The following is a 17,373-nucleotide window of genomic DNA, read 5'->3' on the forward strand; positions in this document are numbered from 1 at the left end:
ATAGTTAAATGAAAACAAAAAGAATTTTATTCCTGTTGATGGTGATATTTACCATTTCGTTTGCATATGGACAAGAAGCGGATGAGAAATTGGGAAAGGCAGAAGCCTTGTGTAAGGAAGGTATAGCTCTTCATGATCAGGGAAAATTTGAAGAGGCTATCAAAAAGTATGATGAAGGATTGAAACTGCTTCCTTACAACGCTACGCTGATATACGAGAAAGCATATAGTCTGGAGGCTATGGGCAAGAGGGCAGAGGCTAAGAAACTACTTGGGAAGTTGTATAAGAAAGGAAATACCGGCGAAGATGTGTCGCTCCCTTACATGGCTTATGCAAATCTCCTAGATGATGATGGTGAGGCAATGCAGGCTCTGGAGGTGTATGATAAGGCATTGGAATATGTTTCTCCTTCTGATGTCTCCACCACTCAGCTTATTAATTACAACAAGGCTTTGACTCTCTATAATCTTAAAGATGAGGATAAGGCAAAGATTGAAGATCGTGAGCAGCAGATTTCCGATCATCTTGATAATTCAATAGAATGTAAAGCCACTCATCCTAGTAGTTACTTAATTTATGGGCGACTTATGGCTGATATTGGTGCATATTATAATGCTATCGCCTATTTGGGAATAACCGCCCTGTTGGCAGGTGAAAGGATTGGCGCACTTGAAGCAGCATTAAACGAATGGGAAAATAAGGAACTAGATCCTGATTCCGGACCATTGACCACTCTTTCACTGAACAAAGTGAAGGAAGTGCTAAAGGCTGAGCCATCCGAATTCGGTAGGTTGTATGACATATTTACCACCGTCATTCCTGCAATATGCAGTGACACTCTTGGTGTTCCTGTTCCCTTCTCGTATGCATACGACTTGGTGAATGATGGTATTGTGCATTTCTTTTCCGAGTTGAAGCGACAGGGACTGTTGGAGTGTTTCTTCCATGTGGCTATGAAAAATGCCAAGGTACAGTATATATCTAATGCCAACTGGCTTACAGGTCATAAAAGCGAGGAGGAACGCTTATGGAATACTATAGATGAACTTGGAGTGTTCAAGGGTGACCTGAAATTTGGATATGTTCCCGATTTTGTGGAGTTCAGTACGGCGGAGGAAGCGCGTAGGCATAATATAGACGCTATGGCTGCCTGCAAATTCTTTATGACACATACAATAGACTCAAAGGATATTCCTGATGTAAGGAAATATATACTTGCATGGTCTGTAGCTTCACCTGATGTGCATGTCAATATTGGAGCGAAGGTGATGGATTGGGCAAATACAAACGCTGATTATCTGACAGCTTATTTGGCTGGTTGCTCTTTCTATTCCTTAACTTCACATCAGAAGGAATGGAACAAGGAAATCTTTGAAAGAGGTGTGTTAGAGGTGCTGAAGTTGTACAATTCCAACAAGCATGTTCTTGGTGAAAATGAGAATTTGGAAAAACTGTTGGAGCTATTCATGAGTGAAGGTGATGGCTTTAAGAATTTCATAGAAGAAAACTACAACAAATAATAGCATTATAAGAATCCACGCTTTCTGTATGAGAGTGTGGATTCTTCATTTCTGAAATATTTGGTTTTTATCCTGTTTACCATAGAACCCGTTATAAATGTTGTGCAAGAGACAATAGATGAAATGTGGAAACTGACTATGTGAATAAACATGCAAAAACGGGTGGAAAAGTGAATAAATACACAGGGTTGAACTTTCGTTTTCCAAAAGTTGAAGTTTTGCGCTCTAAAAGTTGAACTTTTACAGCCTGAAAGTTGAACTTTTGCAAGCTAAAAGTTCAACTTTTGGAAAGCACTTCTTAACAGGTTGGGAATCAATGGTTTACGAAATGCATTCCCAAACCTGTGCCTGTGTATAAATATACAATTGCAGCAAGGCGCTGAATGAGTTGTCAGGACGGCAACAAGAATCGTCGGATTTGCGTCGAATCGTGAGATTTGAGTGGTCAAACGCCGAAGTTCGAGAGGTTTTCTCCGAGCGATTCCATATTCTTCAGAGCGTCCATAAGCACTTTCTTCACTTCGTCTTTATCGGCGGTGTAAACCTTTCCGAAGGCACCGATTGTGGCGCGCTTGTTCTCGTCGGTCTTGAGGTTGCAGGTGGAGAATACGAAATAATTGTTGTAGTCCAGCAGTTCGTTGGAGACGTTCTCAATGATTCTCGGCACGACCTTGTCGTAAACAGCGTCAAGTTCAAAGCCAGATGTGTTTTTGGTCTTGAGTGTCTCTTTGATAGCCTCACTCAGAATGCCCGACAGTTCCTTTTGATGCGTTTCCTTCGAGGGATTGGTCAGTGCTGCCGCGCCGACAGCCAGTGCGAGCACTATCAGTGCGATGAGGAGCGTAATCATGCAACCCGATTTCTTTTTCTTCTTGGGAGCAGAAACCTGTGACGGCACTGCCTGTGCTTGCCTGATGAAGGGGCGCAACTCGTCGAGCGAACCTGCCGGTTGCCAGTCAACCATGTTTTCAGTCCACACAAGCGTGTCGGCGGTGATGCCTTTCTGAGCCAGTTCCTCTGTGGTGAAAGGTCCCTGGCGTTCGTTGTTCACTGCGATGTAATATTTCATATTTGTAAAGATTAAATACGGGGCGAAGGTAATAAAAAATCGGGAAATGACAAAATATTGAAATGAATATCGTGAATTCTTCAAAAAAACCATTTCAAAATATGATTATATGTATTTTTTTTATTACTTTTGCATGGGAAAAGCGGAACTCCTTCGGGAACCGCTGAAAAAATGAAAAACCGAAAAGGAAAGAATCAATGTTTGAGAACTTAAGTGACAGACTGGAGCGCTCCTTTAAAATACTTAAGGGAGAAGGAAAGATTACTGAGATAAATGTAGCCGAGACGCTGAAGGACGTGCGTCGGGCGTTGGTGGATGCCGACGTCAACTACAAAGTGGCGCGCGACTTTACCGACCGGGTGAAGGAGAAGGCGCTGGGAATGAACGTGCTGACGGCTGTGAAGCCGGGACAGCTGATGGTGAAACTCGTTCATGACGAGCTTGCCCAGCTGATGGGTGGCGAAGCCGTCGGACTGAAATTGGAGAACCGCCCCGCCATCATCCTGATGTCGGGTCTGCAAGGTTCAGGTAAGACGACATTCTCAGGCAAGCTTGCCAACATGCTCAAGACCAAGCAGCACAAGAAGCCGATGCTCGTGGCGTGTGACGTGTATCGCCCGGCAGCCATCGAGCAGCTGAAAGTGGTGGCAGCGCAAATAGATGTGCCCGTCTATTCGGAAGAAGGAAACAAGAATGTTGTCGAGATAGCCCAGCACGCCATTCAGGAAGCAAAAGCGAAAGCCAACGACATCGTCATCATCGACACTGCCGGACGTCTGGCGATTGACGAGGAGATGATGAACGAGATAGAGACGCTGAAAAAGGCAGTCAATCCCGACGAAACACTGTTCGTGGTCGATTCCATGACCGGACAGGATGCGGTGAATACCGCCAAGGAATTCAACAACCGGCTGGATTTTGACGGCGTCATCCTGACAAAGCTTGACGGCGACACGCGAGGCGGAGCAGCCCTGTCTATCCGCACCGTGGTGACGAAACCCATCAAGTTTGTGGGTACGGGCGAGAAGATGGAAGCCATCGACGTGTTCCATCCCGAACGAATGGCAGACCGAATCCTTGGAATGGGCGACATCGTCTCACTCGTGGAGCGTGCCCAGGAGCAGTACGATGAGGAAGAGGCAAAGCGGCTGGAGAAGAAAATCAAGAAAAACCAGTTTGACTTTGAAGACTTCCTGAAGCAGATTCAGCAAATCAAGAAGATGGGAAGTCTGAAAGACCTGGCAGCGATGATTCCCGGCGTGGGGAAATCCATCAAGGACCTGGACATCGATGACAATGCGTTCAAGGGCATTGAAGCCATCATTCAGAGCATGACACCGCACGAGCGCTCGCATCCCGAGGTGCTCAACCAAAGCCGGAAAATGCGCATCGCCAAAGGCTCGGGGACTGATATCCAGGAAGTGAACCGACTGATTAAGCAGTTCGACCAGACCCGGAAAATGATGAAGATGGTTGCCGGCGGCTCGAAAATGAATATGATGAAAAACATGATGAACATGAAAGGCGGAATGCCGAGAATGTAATACAGAATATGGAACTGATTGACGGAAAAGCAACAGCAGCAGCCATCAAGGCTGAAATCTCTGAGGAGGTGAACAACATCGTGGCAGCAGGCGGCAAGCGCCCGCACCTCGCAGCCATCCTGGTGGGACACGACGGCGGCTCAGAGTCATATATGAAAAATAAGGTAATCGCGTGCGAGGCATGTGGGTTCAAGTCATCGCTCATCCGCTTCGAGGAAGACGTGACCGAAGACGAACTGCTGGCAAAGGTGAACGAACTGAACGAGGATGACGACGTGGACGGATTTATCGTGCAGTTGCCGCTGCCTAAGCATATTGACGAGCAGAAAGTCATCATGGCAATCGACTATCGGAAAGACGTGGATGGATTCCATCCCGTCAATGTAGGGCGAATGGCAATCGGACTCCCTTGTTTCATCTCGGCGACACCGCTCGGCATCATCACCCTTCTGAAGAGATGGGGAATAGAGACGTCGGGAAAGAAATGCGTGATACTCGGACGTTCCAATATCGTAGGAAAGCCGATGGCACAGCTGATGATGCAGAAAAACTACGGCGATGCCACGGTGACGGTTTGCCACAGCCATTCAAAAACGCTCAAGGAAGAGTGCCGGCAGGCAGATATCATCATCGCCGCGATAGGACAACCTGATTTTGTGACAGCAGATATGGTCAAGGAAGGTGCCGTCGTGATTGACGTGGGAACGACCCGCGTGCCGGATGCAACCCGCAAGAGCGGCTTCAGGCTTAATGGCGACGTGAAGTTTGACGAAGTGGCAGAGAAATGCTCATACATCACCCCCGTCCCCGGAGGCGTCGGACCGATGACCATCTGTTCACTGATGAAGAATACGCTCGCAGCAGGCAGAAAGGAGTTCTACGGATGACGGCAGAAGAATATTATATCAAAGGAAACGAGTATCGCCAGAAAGGAAACTATCAAGAGGCGCTGAACCACTATCGGGCAGCGATAGAACTCGATGCGGACAGTCCGGCGGTGCACGCCAAGGAGATGCTCGAGAGCATCATGAACTACTATTGCAAAGATTTTTATAACCCTTAAATAAACCAAGACTGTTCTCGGACAGTCGTAAAACTAAAAAGCATTATGAGTAAAATTAAAGGAGCCATTGTGGTAAACACAGACAGGTGTAAAGGATGCTCGCTCTGCGTCGTTGCTTGCCCTCAGGATGTTATTGCCCTGGCAAACAAGGTGAACGTTCACGGTTATCCGTACGTTGAACCAGTCAAACAAGAGGCTTGTGTGGGATGTGCATCATGCGCGATTGTATGTCCCGACGGCTGTATCACGGTTTATCGTAAAAAAATGGAGGACTAACGAATGGCAGAACAAGAAGTAAAATTGATGAAAGGCAACGAAGCGATAGCTCACGCTGCCATCAGATGCGGTTGCGACGGATATTTCGGTTACCCGATTACACCGCAAAGTGAAGTATTGGAAACACTCGCAGAGCTGAAGCCTTGGGAGACGACGGGAATGGTTGTGCTCCAGGCAGAGAGCGAGACGTCTTCCATCAACATGATTTATGGTGCTGCAGGTGCAGGTAAGCGTGCTTTCACCTCTTCATCAAGTCCCGGTATCGCATTGATGCAGGAAGGTATCGCCTACATGGCAGGTGCAGAATTGCCCGGCGTGTTCGTGAATGTACAGCGTGGCGGTCCCGGTCTGGGAACCATCCAGCCCTCACAGGGTGACTACTTCCAGGCAACCCGTGGCGGTGGTAACGGCGACTACTATGTGATAACCCTCTGCCCGAACTCCGTTCAGGAAATGGCAGACTTCATGGATCTTGCCTTCGAACTTGCCTTCAAGTATCGCAACCCGGCAATGATTCTCTCAGACGGAGTCATCGGACAGATGATGGAAAAAGTGATTCTGCCTCCGCAAAAACCTCGTCGTACCGAAGAAGAAATCAAGAAGGAATGCCCGTGGGCAACATTCGGACGCACAAAAGACCGCGAGCCGAACATCATCACCTCTCTTGAACTTCAGTCAGAGGTAATGGAACAGCGCAACATCCATCTCCAGAAAAAATATCAGATGATTCGTGAGAACGAAGTTCGCTATGAAACTCAGAACTGCGAAGACGCTGATTACATCATCGTTTCCTTCGGAAGTGCAGCGCGTATTGCAGAAAAAGCTATCGAAAACGCCCGTGCAGAAGGTATCAAGGTCGGTTTGTTCCGTCCGATTACCGTATGGCCGTTCCCGACAAAGGAAATTGCTGCGATGGCACACGGAAAGAAGGGTGTGCTCGTTGCTGAAATCAATGCCGGACAGATGGTGGAGGACGTGCGTCTTGCCATCAACGGTGAAGTACCTGTTGAGCATTTTGGTCGTCTGGGCGGTATGGTGCCAGACCCCGAAGAGATTGTTAATGCATTGAAAACTAAATTGATGAAGTAAAGATGGAAGAGAACAAAATCATAGCACCGGAGAATCTGGTGTACAAGAAGCCGACGCTCATGAACGACGTTCCCATGCACTATTGCCCGGGATGCTCACACGGAGTCGTACATAAGTTGGTAGCGGAAGTAATTGAAGAAATGGGCATGGAAGACAAGTCTGTCGGCGTATCGCCGGTAGGATGCTCGGTATTTGCCTATCGTTATATTGACATCGACTGGCAGGAAGCTGCCCACGGTCGTGCTCCCGCTGTTGCTACAGCTATTAAGCGTCTCTGGCCAGACCGCCTCGTGTTTACCTATCAGGGCGATGGTGACCTCGCATGTATCGGTACGGCAGAGTCTATCCACGCACTCAACCGTGGCGAGAACATCGTCATCATCTTCATCAACAATGCCATCTATGGAATGACAGGTGGACAGATGGCTCCGACCACACTGCTCGGACAGAAGACCGCAACTTGTCCTTACGGTCGTCAGGCAGACTTGCACGGATACCCATTGAAGATTACCGAAATGGCAGCACAGATGGAGGGTACATGCTTCGTTACACGCCAGAGCGTGGAGAGCGTAGCTTCTATCCGCAAGGCAAAGAAGGCGCTTCGCAAAGCTTTCGAAGCCTCTATGGCAGGAAAAGGCTCAAGTCTCGTGGAATTTGTAAGCACTTGTAACAGTGGTTGGAAACTTACTCCTGTGAAAGCCAATGAATGGATGAAGGAGAATATGTTCCCCTTCTATGAGAAGAGTGACCTCAAAGACACAACGGGTATGTAATTAAAACAATAAAACTATGAAAAAAGAAATAATTATTTCAGGATTCGGTGGTCAGGGTGTGCTCTCTATGGGTAAGATTCTGGCTTATTCCGGACTGATGGAAGATAAAGAAGTGACATGGATGCCGGCATATGGACCGGAGCAGCGAGGCGGAACTTGCAATGTGACAGTCATCGTGAGTGACGACCGCGTGTCATCGCCCATCCTCAGTAAGTATGATGTAGCCATCGTGCTCAACCAGCCTTCACTTGACAAGTTCGAGTCGAAGGTGAAGCCCGGCGGTGTACTGATTTACGACAGCAACGGTATCATCAATCCTCCTACACGGAAAGATATCGAGGTTTATCGCATCAGCGCAACCGACAAGGCTGTGGAGATGAAGAATACGAAGGTGTTCAACATGATCGTGCTCGGCGGACTGCTGAAAGTCTGCCCTGTAGTGACACTCAACGGTTTGGAGAAAGCGCTCTACAAGACGCTTCCCGAGCGCCATCACGGCTTGATTCCTCTCAATATGGATGCCGTGGCAGAGGGTCAGAAGATTATGGAAAAGCAATAAACTAAGAGGCTTTACATGGAAGGGGCAGTGCTGAAAACGTTTTTAGTACTGCCCCTTTATACCTTATACCTTATTATAAATAACCACTAAGAATTATGATTCTATCTGATATGAAACTGAAGATTTTTGCCTTGCTGTTGTTCGCACTCCCTGCAAGTGCGCAGAAAAAGCCGCTCGACCATACGGTCTATGACAGTTGGCAGAAGGTGGACACAACCATCATTTCCCCCACCGGAAACTATATCGCCTATATCGTCAGTCCGCAAGAGGGCGACGGAAACCTGTCGATTCGTTCGCGTCAGGGAAAGACAATCGAAATTCCACGCGGCTATCGGCTCACGCTTACGCCCGATGAGCAGTATGCCCTTTGTTTGATAAAACCATTCTTTAAAGACACCCGACAGGCGAAGATAAAGAAGAAAAAGGCTTTCGAGATGCCGAAAGATACGTTGGCTGTCATCACGCTCGCTACGGGAGAAGTGAAAAAATATGCCCATGTGTCTTCCTATAAGATAGGTAAGAAAGCATCTGACGGCTTTGCGTTCCTTTCGTCCGACACAGCATTGATTCCGAAAAAGCAACGCGACAAGAAAGATATCGGTCGTCCGCTCATCGTGTGCCGTTTCTCAACGGAAGATAGAGATACCTTCAAGCATGTGGCGAACTATGCATTTGATAAGTATGGAAAGACTTTGGCACTGATGACACAACCGAAGAAAGACAGTTCGGCGGTGGTTGTTGTTGACATGAAGAGCCGTCACGTGAATACACTGAAAGACAATTATCGTTTCCATACACAGCCGGTATTCAATGAGGAGGGAACACAATTGTTGTATCTCGTGGCGAACGATACGCTGAGCTCAGGCTCTAAGCATTGTGAATTATACACATTCTCGCTGCCGAAATCATCAAAGGATTTTATGTCGGCAAAAGCCCGTCGACTGATTTCCCTCTCTGATTTCGGAAATCTGCCTAAGGGATGGGGACTGAATGAGTATAGCACACCTTATTTCAGCCACGACGGGAAGCGCATATTTGCCGGCGTAGCACAAGAACTGGCACCGAAAGACACCACGCTGGTACCTTTCGAGACTGCCGGACTGGATGTGTGGCGATGGGATGCCCCGGAACTGCCTCCAATGATGAATGTGAACCTGAGACGGGATCAGCGCCGTACCAATCTGGCAGTGTATAACGCGTCTTCCAATCAGATGATACCACTCACGCTGTCGAAATATGATCAGATTCGGTTGTTGAACCGTGGTAATACAGGTTATGCCTTGTCGATAGACCAGACCCGGACGGTGGTTGAAACGCAATGGAACGGACAGAACGAGGAGACGCTGTCTCTCGTCAGTCTGGATAATGGCAGCCGTCGGGCAATAGCTACAGGAGCGTTCTCCAGAGCGTCCGCATCACCCGACGGAAAATATATCGTCTGGTTCGACCTGCGTGAACAGCAGTGGATGATTTATGATGTGGCGGCTGGTCATACCAGAAATCTGACAGCAGCATTAGGCGTGAACTTCTGGGACGAGGACGATGACCATCCTTTGATGCCCGATCCTTACGGTATTGCGGGATGGACGAAAGGCGACCGTGAAGTGATGGTTTACGACCGCTATGATATTTGGAAGATTCCCGCTAACGGAAAGGGAAAGGCTGTTTGTCTGACCGCCGGTGAAGGACGAAAGACCAATCGCGTATTCCGTTATGAAAATAAGAAATATGACGAGGAGGCACGCTTCATTGCTCCGTCTGAGAATATGTTGTTGAGAGTGTTCGACCGCACGACCAAGGAGAATGGCTATGCGATGGTCAATGCCGCCACCGCAGCCGTACCACGGATGCTGACACTTGACGGACATACTTATTCGCAAGTGCGTCGTGCCGAGAAGGCTGATGCCTATATCTATTGCAAAGGCAATTTTGAAAAGCCGATGGATGTGTATGAGACGACCGACCGCTTTGCTACTCAGGAGAAGCTGACAGCCATCAATCCGCAGCAGAAAGACTATAACTGGGGAACGGCGGAGTTGTATCATTGGACCGCCTATGACGGAACTCCTTTGGAGGGCATCTTGTATAAGCCCGAGGATTTTGACCCGAACAAGAAATATCCGGTGATGATTTATTTCTATGAACGGCGTTCGGAAAGTCTGTATAGTTACGTGGCGCCGCAGCCAAGCTGGTCAACGGTCAACCTCGCGTTCTATTGCAGCCGTGGCTATATCGTGTTCGTACCCGATATCCTGTATAAGAAAGACGGTCTTCCCGGCGAGGCTGCCTACAACTGTATCTGCAGTGGCGCGGAGTCGCTCAAGAACCAATATTCTTGGATTGATGGCGACAATATGGCAATACAAGGGCAGTCGTGGGGTGGCTATCAGGTGGCTTACCTCATCACGCGTACCAATATGTTCAAGGCAGCGGGTGCCGGCGCTCCGGTTTCGAACATGACCAGTGCTTATGGCGGTATCCGTTGGGAGAGTGGTATGAGTCGGCAGTTCCAGTATGAGCAGACACAAAGCCGCATCGGAAAGAACCTCTGGGAAGCGCCAGACCTTTACCTGCGCAATTCCTGCTTGTTCACCCTGCCCAATGTGCAGACACCGGTGCTGATTATGCATAATGATGCCGACGGTGCCGTGCCTTGGTATCAGGGAATAGAGATGTTCATGGGACTCCGACGGTTGGGTAAGCCGGCGTGGATGCTTCAATACAACAACGAGGCTCATAACCTGAAGGAGCGTCGCAATCGCAAGGACCTTTCCGTTCGTCTGCAGCAGTTCTTCGACCATTATCTGAAAGGAGCTCCGTGCCCGGCATGGATGAAGGATGGTATTCCGTCGCTCCGCAAAGGACAGTATTTCGGTTTTGAAGAGGCTTCAGAGTAAGTTTCACGAAGATAATCAAGAAAGAGCGGTGCTTCTCATGTTTGAGGAGCACCGCTCTTTTGTTTTTCAGGAGCGAGTGGCTTTTCAGATTTCGATGCGTTCTATGCCGCCATAGTCGGTCAGGTGATTGAAGCAACTGTCCTTGGGAAACAGTCCGCCGTAGATGCCGGCGCAGATGAGCACGCCTCCATGGGCAAAGATGGCTACGCGTCTGAAAGGCTGCCGCTTGAGTTCGTCGAGGAACTGGCTCACTCGTTGATATATCATCGGAAAACTTTCTCCGTGCGGAGTGGGCAGATGGAGGTAGTCCTTGTACCATTCCTGGATGTACGGGTCGGTGATTTCCTCATACTTCTGCATCTCCCAATCGCCCATGTTCATCTCTTTCAGGCGGTCGTCGAGCCTGGCATCCGGATAGCCACAGAAGTCAGCCAACTTGCGTGCACGACTCAGTGGTGAGGAGAATACGGCGTCGAAAGTGCCGAACGTCTCCAACTGCCGTTTCGTGGCAAGGGCTTCGGTTTCAAATGTGTCGGCTAACGGCACGTCGCTCCAGCCGTAGCAGGTGCCTTTTTCTACCCCTACACGGGTATGTCTGATGAGTATGATTTCCATGTTCGTGAAGAGATTTATCCTTGAAAACTGACCGTTGCGACAACGATGTAAAACGTCAGCTCAATCAGCAGGCACAATGCGCCGCAGCAGTCGCCCGTATATCCGCGCAGCCGGTGCCAGATGAGCAGGTAGAGTCCGTACATTGTCAGGCAGGGGATGAAGATGATATATTCCCATCGGATATCGGCTCCGAAGCTATACATGAAAGGAACGAGTGGCAGCAAGCCCTGAAAAGCCAGTACGATGGCTGAAGAGAGCGTGATTTTTCGATAGACGACGTTTGCTTTTGCGCTTTCTTCCGTCCGTGCATAGGGCATCATCTGCACAATCTGTCCGGCAACCATCTTGGCGAACGGGTCGGCAGCAAGGATGGTCAGGGCTGCCATCTTCGGCGACAGGCTGACAAGTGCCGTGAAGAGCAGGGCGAAATATACGATGAGTCCGATGACCCCGTAAGTCCCGATGTGGGAGTCTTTCATGATGTCGAGGATGCGTTGTCGGTCCTTTCCTCCGCCGAAGCCGTCGCAGAAATCTGCCAGTCCGTCTTCGTGCAGGGCGCCCGTCAGCAGCAGTCGCAGCAGGATGGTGAGCAAAACGGCGATAGGATAGGGGAACAGCATACTGCCGAAATAGAGGGTCGCAGCCATGGCACCGCCCGTGAGCCAGCCCACCAGTGGCCAGAACTCCACGACAGCCTTATAACTGTCTTTGGGCGGTTGGTAGATGCGCCAAAGGGGAAGTCGCGTGAAAAACAGCAATGCTGCCCAGGCGTTCTGCCACCATTTAGAAGTATTTAGTGATATTCGCATTTTCAAAATTATTCATTTCGTTCAACATTCGCACGGCACTCTCGATAATCGGGTACGAGCAGAGCGCTCCCGTCCCTTCGCCGAGCCGCATGCCCAGTTGGAGCAAGGGTTCGGCATTCATCAGTTCAAGCATTCGTTTGTGTCCGCTCTCGTCTCCGCAATGTCCGAAGATGGCGTAGTCGAGCACATTCGGCTCCAACTGCGATGCTGCCAGCATACAGGCAGACATGATGAAGCCATCGACCATCACAGCCATTCCTGTTTCTGCCGCCCGTAGCATCGCACCGACGGCAGCCACCATTTCGAATCCGCCGAAGTAGCGGATGATGTCTGCCGGTGCGGGATTCGGATTGGTTGCCTGGAAGTTGTTGACAGCTTGATTCAAGATCTGTTGCTTGTGGTTGACGCCTTCGCTGTCCAGTCCCGAGCCGATACCGATACATTCATTCAAGGGGATGTTTCCGAAGATGCTCATCCAGATGCTGGACGGGGATGTGTTGGCTATGCCCATCTCGCCCATGCAGATGATGTTGCACCCTTCTTTCCTGCAATAATCCACCATCTCGATGCCTGTATCGATGGCTTTTCCAAATTCTTCCTCGCTCATGGCTGCCTCGTAGAGGAAGTTGCGGGTGCCCCGTGCGATTTTCCGGTTGAGAATGCGCGGATTGTCGGATAGGTCGTAATCGACTCCCACGTCGATGATGCGGAGGTGGAAGCCGTGCTGACGGCAAAACATGTTTACGCCGCCGCCACCGCGTGTGAAGTTAATCATCTGCTGCCAGGTCACTTCGCGCGGACTGACGCTGACACCCTCGCGCTCGATGCCGTGGTCGCCGCCGAACAACAGGTGGCAAGGATGTGACAGTGTGGGTGAGAGCGTCTGCTGAATCATGCAGATTTGTTCAGCCAGCGACTCCAGTCTGCCGAGCGAACCTTTCGGCTTGTTCAGGTTGTCTATCTTCTCGCGGATGCTGGCACGCAGTTTCTCTTCGGGTTTCCGTATGTCGAATGCTTTCATCTTTTCTTATTTGTTTCCTTTGATTTTTACGGGTATTCCGCTGACCATCAGCACCACTTCGTCAGCCCTTTCCGCCACATACTGGTTCATCCAGCCCTCCAAGTCGGTGAATTTCCGCTGAATGGCGTTGTCGCTGACCCCGCCACTGCCAATCTCGTTGGTCACGAAGATGAACGTGGCGTCCTGAGCGGTGAATGCGTCGAACTCTTTTTGCAGCGCCTTGAGGGCTTCGTCCACGGTGGGTTGCTCCCAGTCGTTCACCGTCCGGTCGAAGAAGAAGTTGGTACACCACAGCGTGATGCAGTCTATCACGACCACACGTCCTGCTACCGAATGGCGGCTGAGCGCTTTCTCCTCCTCGATGTTGGTCCAGTTGCTGCCGCGCCGCTGCTGGTGGTGTATCACTCTCTGCCGGAACTCGTCGTCCCAGATATGCGCCGTTGCCAGATAGACGGGATTTTCCGACAGGCTCAGTGCGAGCCGTTCGGCATACAGGCTTTTCCCTGAGCGTTGCCCGCCGGTAATCAAAATGATTCGTTTCATATACACATTATTATTAATACGCGCGCGTATGGTTTTGTATCGCTTTTTCTTATGCCTACAAAGGTAGGCTTTTTTGATAAGAATTTACGAAAAAACGTCGGGAAAATGGGCAAATACCCCATAAAATCAACATTTTTACCCCGAAAAACATCATATTTTGTGAAAAATATTTGGTGGTTACAAGTTTTTTTTCTTACTTTGCAGCGAAATAGAAACATTTCTTAACTTATTTATAAATTAAATTCAAATTCAGAAACATGAAAAAGTTAGTTTTATTTTTCGCTGCTGCAGCTATGGCAGTAACGGCTTCTGCACAGGTAACTGTTGAAGGAAGCAAATTCTCAGACAACTGGTCAATCGGTATCCAGGGTGGTCTTGCTACTAAGACAACTCAGAACCGTTGGCTGAGCAACACGAACCCTAACGCAGGTCTTCGTTTGACAAAAGAAATCACTCCGGTTTTCGGTTTGGTGGCTGAAGGTATCGTTTATTTCAACGACCGCGCACAGACAAAATTGATGGATCGTCTCGGACAAACTGCAGATTATGATCTGACAGCTCGCAGCCGTGAGGTTCGTACCAACACTTTTGCTAAGGCTCTGAACGTGAACCTGTTGGCAAAGGTTAACCTGAGCAACCTCTTCGGTGGTTACAAAGGTGAGCCGCGCACATTCGAAGTTAGTGCACTCTACGGTTTCGGCTGGGGCAAAGGCTTCGGTAGATACAACCGTTGGGATCAGGGCGAATCTGGTTTCTATGGTTCAGAACTTGCTGAAGCACAACAAGGCATTTATGATTACAATGATGGTGCTAACGAGCTGAACTCTAAGGCAGCTTTGAACTTCGCGTTCAACCTCGGTGCTGCAAAGGCTGTTCAGATCTTCGTTGAGCCTTCTATCACATTCTCTGGTCTGAAAGACTTCAAATACAACGTTGACCGTTCTACTGTTCAGCTGAACGCAGGTGTTGTTTACAAGTTCAAGAACTCTAACGGTACTCACAACTTCAAACTCGCTCGTCTCTATGATCAGGACGAAATCGACCGTCTGAACGGTATCATCAACGACCTCCGCAACCGCAAGCCGGAAGTGAAGGAAGTGATCAAGGAAGTTGTTAAGGAAGTTCCCGTTGGTAAGGAAGTTCGCGTTGACGACCTCGTATTCGTAACCTTCGCACAGGGCAAATCTACTCTCACCGCTGACGCTAAGAAAGCTCTCGACGGCGTGAAGGAAGGTGCTCACGTACAGATCGTAGGTACAGCTTCTCCGGAAGGTCCTGCAGCTCTGAACCAGAAGCTCTCTGAGAACCGTGCAAACGTAGTTGCTGAATACCTGAAGGGCCGCGGCGTTATCGTTGACGAGGCTGTAGGTAAGGGTGTTCAGGGCAACACATCTAACCGTCTGGCTATCGTTTATGTAAAATAATAAAGACATAAGCATAACTGAATAGAAAGTCCCCGTTGCTTCGGCAGCGGGGATTTTTTGTGCCAGGTGCTTGGTGGAGCTGCTGCATCGTCCGCCAAAATTCCTATCGACCCGGTTTTTCTTTTGTCGGGGCATAGCGTTTTGCGAAAAATGACGTACCTTTGCAGGTGGAAACAACAGCTTAACGAAAAGACGAATCATGGAAAAGATAGAGAAAGTAGGGAGCTATGAATTTCTTGCCGAACCCTTCCACTGCGATTTCAACAAGCGCATCACGATGGGACATTTGGGCAATCACCTGCTCAATGCAGCCGACTTCCACGCCGAGGCGCGCGGATTCGGCATGCTATACCTCAGCAGCATCAGCCGTTCGTGGGTGCTCTCGCGACTTGCGGTCGAGATGGACGAGACGCCGTGCGCCTACGACCGTTTCACCGTAGAGACATGGGTGGAGAGTGCCATGCGCTATTTCACCAGCCGAAACTTCGCCGTTGTCAATGCAGCGGGAAAACCTATCGGCTACGGGCGTTCCGTCTGGGCGATGATTGACACGGAGACGCGCCAGCCCGTCAATATCCTCGAGGTGAACGACGGGGCGCTGTCGGGCTATGTGGATGCGGAGAAAGTCTGTCCGATAGCCAAGAGCTCGCGGGTGAAGATGAGCGAGACGGCAGCGTTTGTGCGGGAGATAGCCACCGGCTATAGCGACATTGACGTGAACGGTCACGTGAACAGCATCAAATACATCGAGCATGTGCTCGACCTCTTCCCGCTGTCTTTCTATGAGACGCACCGCCTGCGCCGCTTCGAGATAGCCTATGTGGTGGAGACACGCTGTGGCGAACAACTGCGTTTCTATCGGGAGGAGACGGAGCCTGACACCTTCTGCGTGCGCATCTGTAAACTTCCTGTCGGTGCCGATGAAGAGATTGAGGTGTGCCGATGCCAGTTGGTGTTCGAAAAATCGTGACACCGACAGGCGGAGATATGTGCTATATGCAACTAACTCGCAGGTGCTGAAAATGCAAATCATGCGAAAATACGCCGTTTTTTGCGAAAATCTCTACCTCGAATGGGAAAAACGCCCGTTTTTCAATCGTTTTTCTAAATGGCTGACGTTGAGGTGTTTACAGATGTTTCTGACCGTTTTGCGGTTTTAAAGTCGTTTTTCGGTTTTGTAAAAGTGGGTACTTTCAGGATGCGAAAGTGGCACTTTTAGGTTCCAAAAGTCCCCCTTTTAGAAGCTAAAAGTGCCACTTTTATGTGCTGAAAACTGCCGTTTTCTTGGAAATTAACAAAACTGAAGTTAAACAGGTAGGGTGTTTTGTGAAATGAAAGTTAAATATCGGCATTCGGTTTTCGTAGAATTGAGAACCCGTTTGTCAAGATACATTCCTTAAAAAGGAAAATTTTTAAGTTAAAACGGAATGTGATTTTAACACATTCCGTTCCCTGAAATCAGTGTGGTTTTTAGATGTTTCCGCTGCATGCTCATTTCAACAGGTCGGGACGCAGTCGGCGGGTGCGCTCCATTGCCTGTTCCATTTCCCATTCCTTGATTTTCGCTTCGTTGCCACTCAGCAGTATTTCCGGCACCTTCCAGCCTTTGTAGTCGGCTGGTCGGGTGTAGATGGGTGCGGAGAGCATGTCGTCCTGGAAGCAGTCGCTCAGCGCACTCTGTTCGTCGCCAATCACGCCGGGAACGATTCGCACGACGGCATCGGCAATGACCGCCGCTGCCAGTTCGCCGCCCGTGAGCACATAGTCGCCGATGCTGATTTCGCGCGTGATGAGATGGTCGCGTATGCGCTGGTCGATGCCTTTGTAGTGGCCACAGAGAATGATGAGGTTGCCTTTCATCGAGAGATCGTTGGCAACGTGCTGGTCGAACTGTTCGCCGTCGGGCGATGTGAAGATGACCTCGTCGTAGTCCCTTTCCGTTTTCAGCGCACTGATGCAGCGGTCAATGGGCTCGCACTGCATGACCATGCCTGCGAAGCCGCCATAGGGATAGTCGTCCACCCGTCGCCATTTGTCGGACGAGTAGTCGCGCAGGTTGTGCAGCCGGATTTCTGCCAGACCTTTCTTCTGTGCCCGTGCGAGGATGGACTCGTGGATGAATCCTTCGAGCATCTCGGGCAGTACGGTGATGATATCTATTCTCATATTTT

General features: G+C 49.5%; 17 protein-coding genes. 11 read left to right on the forward strand and 6 right to left on the reverse strand.

All coding sequences use genetic code 11. The features are described 5' to 3' along the window. Window positions 1-8: 8 nt before the first annotated feature. A complete protein-coding gene (locus GRF55_RS03505) occupies window positions 9-1,520 on the forward strand; it encodes a tetratricopeptide repeat protein (protein ID WP_220369164.1) in 1,512 nt (503 codons plus the stop codon). Window positions 1,521-1,965: 445 nt separating this feature from the next. Here the strand turns inward: GRF55_RS03505 and GRF55_RS03510 are convergent, their stop codons facing one another. Then, window positions 1,966-2,589 (reverse strand): GYF domain-containing protein, encoded by a 624-nt coding sequence (locus GRF55_RS03510; protein WP_220369165.1) that lies wholly within the window; start codon window positions 2,587-2,589, stop codon window positions 1,966-1,968. A gap of 197 nt (window positions 2,590-2,786) precedes the next feature. On the opposite strand from GRF55_RS03510, the gene ffh reads away from it, so the two are divergent. The 8 genes from ffh to GRF55_RS03550 all read left to right on the forward strand — a co-directional run bounded on the left by ffh (window position 2,787) and on the right by GRF55_RS03550 (window position 10,790). Beyond that, window positions 2,787-4,133 (forward strand): signal recognition particle protein, encoded by a 1,347-nt coding sequence (gene ffh / locus GRF55_RS03515; protein ID WP_220369166.1) that lies wholly within the window; start codon window positions 2,787-2,789, stop codon window positions 4,131-4,133. Window positions 4,134-4,141: 8 nt separating this feature from the next. Beyond that, window positions 4,142-5,020 (forward strand): bifunctional methylenetetrahydrofolate dehydrogenase/methenyltetrahydrofolate cyclohydrolase FolD, encoded by an 879-nt coding sequence (folD, locus tag GRF55_RS03520; protein WP_220369167.1) that lies wholly within the window; start codon window positions 4,142-4,144, stop codon window positions 5,018-5,020. Further along, entirely contained in the window at window positions 5,017-5,196 is a 180-nt protein-coding gene (locus GRF55_RS03525) for a tetratricopeptide repeat protein (protein ID WP_220369168.1), read from the forward strand. The genes folD and GRF55_RS03525 overlap by 4 nt, the downstream gene beginning before the upstream one ends. A gap of 45 nt (window positions 5,197-5,241) precedes the next feature. Continuing rightward, window positions 5,242-5,472 (forward strand): ferredoxin family protein, encoded by a 231-nt coding sequence (locus GRF55_RS03530; RefSeq protein ID WP_220369169.1) that lies wholly within the window; start codon window positions 5,242-5,244, stop codon window positions 5,470-5,472. Window positions 5,473-5,475: 3 nt separating this feature from the next. Then, entirely contained in the window at window positions 5,476-6,561 is a 1,086-nt protein-coding gene (locus GRF55_RS03535) for a 3-methyl-2-oxobutanoate dehydrogenase subunit VorB (RefSeq protein ID WP_220369170.1), read from the forward strand. 2 nt (window positions 6,562-6,563) lie between these two features. Beyond that, window positions 6,564-7,334 (forward strand): thiamine pyrophosphate-dependent enzyme, encoded by a 771-nt coding sequence (locus tag GRF55_RS03540; RefSeq protein ID WP_220369171.1) that lies wholly within the window; start codon window positions 6,564-6,566, stop codon window positions 7,332-7,334. A gap of 16 nt (window positions 7,335-7,350) precedes the next feature. Beyond that, a complete protein-coding gene (locus GRF55_RS03545; protein WP_220369172.1) occupies window positions 7,351-7,893 on the forward strand; it encodes a 2-oxoacid:acceptor oxidoreductase family protein in 543 nt (180 codons plus the stop codon). 95 nt (window positions 7,894-7,988) lie between these two features. Continuing rightward, entirely contained in the window at window positions 7,989-10,790 is a 2,802-nt protein-coding gene (locus GRF55_RS03550; protein WP_220369173.1) for a prolyl oligopeptidase family serine peptidase, read from the forward strand. An 84-nt stretch (window positions 10,791-10,874) separates the two neighbouring features. Here the strand turns inward: GRF55_RS03550 and cobC are convergent, their stop codons facing one another. Genes cobC through cobU form a run of 4 tightly spaced genes read right to left on the reverse strand, consistent with a single transcriptional unit; the run spans window position 10,875 to window position 13,778 of the window. Then, a complete protein-coding gene (gene cobC / locus GRF55_RS03555; RefSeq protein WP_220369174.1) occupies window positions 10,875-11,405 on the reverse strand; it encodes an alpha-ribazole phosphatase in 531 nt (176 codons plus the stop codon). A 14-nt stretch (window positions 11,406-11,419) separates the two neighbouring features. Further along, window positions 11,420-12,214: an adenosylcobinamide-GDP ribazoletransferase gene (gene cobS, locus GRF55_RS03560; protein WP_220369175.1), complete on the reverse strand. Its 795-nt coding sequence runs from the start codon at window positions 12,212-12,214 to the stop codon at window positions 11,420-11,422. Next, complete coding sequence (gene cobT, locus GRF55_RS03565) at window positions 12,189-13,235, reverse strand: nicotinate-nucleotide--dimethylbenzimidazole phosphoribosyltransferase (protein WP_220369176.1); 1,047 nt, start codon at window positions 13,233-13,235, stop codon at window positions 12,189-12,191. The genes cobS and cobT overlap by 26 nt, the downstream gene beginning before the upstream one ends. 6 nt (window positions 13,236-13,241) lie before the next feature. Continuing rightward, complete coding sequence (gene cobU / locus GRF55_RS03570; RefSeq protein WP_220369177.1) at window positions 13,242-13,778, reverse strand: bifunctional adenosylcobinamide kinase/adenosylcobinamide-phosphate guanylyltransferase; 537 nt, start codon at window positions 13,776-13,778, stop codon at window positions 13,242-13,244. A 257-nt stretch (window positions 13,779-14,035) separates the two neighbouring features. Between cobU and GRF55_RS03575 the strand changes: the two genes are divergently transcribed. Next, the gene (locus GRF55_RS03575; protein WP_220369178.1) at window positions 14,036-15,202 is read left to right on the forward strand and encodes an OmpA family protein; all 1,167 of its coding nucleotides are present in this window, start codon (window positions 14,036-14,038) and stop codon (window positions 15,200-15,202) included. 199 nt (window positions 15,203-15,401) lie between these two features. Then, window positions 15,402-16,172 (forward strand): acyl-[acyl-carrier-protein] thioesterase, encoded by a 771-nt coding sequence (locus GRF55_RS03580; RefSeq protein WP_220369179.1) that lies wholly within the window; start codon window positions 15,402-15,404, stop codon window positions 16,170-16,172. Between the two features lie 521 nt (window positions 16,173-16,693). Here the strand turns inward: GRF55_RS03580 and trmD are convergent. Further along, window positions 16,694-17,368 carry a tRNA (guanosine(37)-N1)-methyltransferase TrmD gene (gene trmD, locus GRF55_RS03585; protein WP_220369180.1) on the reverse strand — a complete coding sequence of 225 codons (675 nt, stop codon included), beginning with the start codon at window positions 17,366-17,368 and terminating at the stop codon, window positions 16,694-16,696. Window positions 17,369-17,373 lie beyond the last annotated feature (5 nt).

The organism is Prevotella sp. Rep29 (genome assembly GCF_019551475.1).
Lineage (GTDB): Bacteria > Bacteroidota > Bacteroidia > Bacteroidales > Bacteroidaceae > Prevotella.

Excerpts from the sequence above, each read along its gene's own strand:
- GRF55_RS03505 (WP_220369164.1), top strand. The coding sequence starts at position 9 with ATGAAAACAAAAAGAATTTTATTCCTGTTGATGGTGATATTTACCATT.
- GRF55_RS03510 (WP_220369165.1), bottom strand. The coding sequence starts at position 2,589 with ATGAAATATTACATCGCAGTGAACAACGAACGCCAGGGACCTTTCACC.
- ffh (WP_220369166.1), top strand. The coding sequence starts at position 2,787 with ATGTTTGAGAACTTAAGTGACAGACTGGAGCGCTCCTTTAAAATACTT.
- folD (WP_220369167.1), top strand. The coding sequence starts at position 4,142 with ATGGAACTGATTGACGGAAAAGCAACAGCAGCAGCCATCAAGGCTGAA.
- GRF55_RS03525 (WP_220369168.1), top strand. The coding sequence starts at position 5,017 with ATGACGGCAGAAGAATATTATATCAAAGGAAACGAGTATCGCCAGAAA.
- GRF55_RS03530 (WP_220369169.1), top strand. The coding sequence starts at position 5,242 with ATGAGTAAAATTAAAGGAGCCATTGTGGTAAACACAGACAGGTGTAAA.
- GRF55_RS03535 (WP_220369170.1), top strand. The coding sequence starts at position 5,476 with ATGGCAGAACAAGAAGTAAAATTGATGAAAGGCAACGAAGCGATAGCT.
- GRF55_RS03540 (WP_220369171.1), top strand. The coding sequence starts at position 6,564 with ATGGAAGAGAACAAAATCATAGCACCGGAGAATCTGGTGTACAAGAAG.
- GRF55_RS03545 (WP_220369172.1), top strand. The coding sequence starts at position 7,351 with ATGAAAAAAGAAATAATTATTTCAGGATTCGGTGGTCAGGGTGTGCTC.
- GRF55_RS03550 (WP_220369173.1), top strand. The coding sequence starts at position 7,989 with ATGATTCTATCTGATATGAAACTGAAGATTTTTGCCTTGCTGTTGTTC.
- cobC (WP_220369174.1), bottom strand. The coding sequence starts at position 11,405 with ATGGAAATCATACTCATCAGACATACCCGTGTAGGGGTAGAAAAAGGC.
- cobS (WP_220369175.1), bottom strand. The coding sequence starts at position 12,214 with ATGCGAATATCACTAAATACTTCTAAATGGTGGCAGAACGCCTGGGCA.
- cobT (WP_220369176.1), bottom strand. The coding sequence starts at position 13,235 with ATGAAAGCATTCGACATACGGAAACCCGAAGAGAAACTGCGTGCCAGC.
- cobU (WP_220369177.1), bottom strand. The coding sequence starts at position 13,778 with ATGAAACGAATCATTTTGATTACCGGCGGGCAACGCTCAGGGAAAAGC.
- GRF55_RS03575 (WP_220369178.1), top strand. The coding sequence starts at position 14,036 with ATGAAAAAGTTAGTTTTATTTTTCGCTGCTGCAGCTATGGCAGTAACG.
- GRF55_RS03580 (WP_220369179.1), top strand. The coding sequence starts at position 15,402 with ATGGAAAAGATAGAGAAAGTAGGGAGCTATGAATTTCTTGCCGAACCC.
- trmD (WP_220369180.1), bottom strand. The coding sequence starts at position 17,368 with ATGAGAATAGATATCATCACCGTACTGCCCGAGATGCTCGAAGGATTC.